1 pseudogene is annotated in these 277 nt (G+C 75.1%); it reads right to left on the reverse strand.

The features are described from left to right. Window positions 1–277 (reverse strand): annotated as a pseudogene (locus RVY79_RS19360) (hypothetical protein); the annotation flags it as partial.

Genomic DNA, 277 nt, shown 5'->3' on the forward strand with positions numbered 1-277 from the left:
CTCCAGGTAGAGGCCGCAGACATCGTGGCACCACATCAGGAAGCCGGTGGCGCCGCAGGCCCGGCTCGCCGCCTGCATGGCGGCGATGGCCAGGCCGACGCGCGCGCCGTGCCGGTCGAGGTGGACGCCGAGCGCGCCTGCGTCTCCGAGCCTGCCCATGATGTCGAGCGGGTACGCGCCGTGGTCGATCTTGCTCGCCGCCGCGCCCAGGGGGCCGTCGGCAATGGCCGTCGTCTCGGCGAGGACGGTCTCGTCCGTCCACGTGCGGCCGGCCGGG

The sequence above is a fragment of the Chromohalobacter sp. HP20-39 genome (assembly GCF_033052815.1).
Lineage (GTDB): Bacteria > Pseudomonadota > Gammaproteobacteria > Pseudomonadales > Halomonadaceae > Chromohalobacter.